This is a genomic window from Oleiphilus sp. HI0066 (assembly GCF_001635725.1).
Window position 1 is genome coordinate 1 of sequence record NZ_LWFH01000642.1, and the last position, 831, is coordinate 831.

Genomic DNA, 831 nt, shown 5'->3' on the forward strand with positions numbered 1-831 from the left:
ACATGATCAATGTAGCGCTAAATGGCAACACATTGCAGTACCCAATTACTGCTCGTCACGGCGGTTCTAAAGTGTACATGCAGCCAGCGTCTGAAGGTACTGGTGTTATCGCCGGTGGTGCGATGCGTGCAGTACTAGAGGTTGCAGGTGTTCAGAACGTATTAGCAAAATGTTACGGGTCAACTAACCCTGTTAATGTTGTTCGTGCAACGATCAATGGCCTTAACGCAATGAAGTCACCATCTGATGTGGCAGCTAAGCGTGGTAAGTCAGTAGAAGATATTACGGGATAAGATCATGGCTAAAGCAAAAACTATTAAAGTTACGCTTTTCCGTAGCCCAATTGGTACATTGCCTAAGCACAAGGCATGTGTAACAGGTCTAGGTTTGCGTAAAATCGGTCACACTGTCGAGCTAGAAGATACTCCTTCAGTTCGCGGCATGGTGAATAAAGTTAACTACATGGTAAGAATCGAAGGAGAGTGAGATGCGTCTTAATACATTAAGCCCAGCTCCAGGTTCAAAGCCTTCACGTCGCCGTGTTGGTCGTGGTATCGGTAGTGGTCTTGGTAAGACTGGTGGCCGTGGTCACAAAGGTTTGAAGTCACGTTCAGGTGGTTCAGTAGCACCAGGTTTTGAAGGTGGTCAACAACCTCTAGCGCGTCGTTTGCCAAAGTTTGGTTTTTCGTCGCGTCAAGCTAAGTATGTAGCAGAGATTCGCCTTAATGAGTTAGAGCTCGTTGAAGGCAACGTTGTCGATCTAGATGCGCTTAAAAATGCAAATCTAGTTCGTCGAGATTCGAAATCTGCAAAAGTTATCCTTTCTGGCGA

Annotated in this window: 2 protein-coding genes and 1 pseudogene; all 3 read left to right on the forward strand. The window is 46.0% G+C overall.

Annotation, left to right across the window (positions count from 1 at the left end; translation table 11 throughout):
• Positions 1-293: pseudogene (locus A3738_RS08180) on the forward strand (30S ribosomal protein S5); the annotation flags it as partial.
• A 4-nt stretch (positions 294-297) separates the two neighbouring features.
• Positions 298-486 (forward strand): 50S ribosomal protein L30, encoded by a 189-nt coding sequence (gene rpmD, locus A3738_RS08185; protein ID WP_068475229.1) that lies wholly within the window; start codon positions 298-300, stop codon positions 484-486.
• A gap of 1 nt (position 487) precedes the next feature.
• Positions 488-831, forward strand: a 344-nt coding sequence (gene rplO / locus A3738_RS08190) for a 50S ribosomal protein L15 (RefSeq protein ID WP_068763518.1), incomplete at its 3' end; no start/stop codon positions are given.

Coding starts and splice junctions, on each gene's coding strand:
- rpmD (WP_068475229.1), top strand. CDS start 298: ATGGCTAAAGCAAAAACTATTAAAGTTACGCTTTTCCGTAGCCCAATT.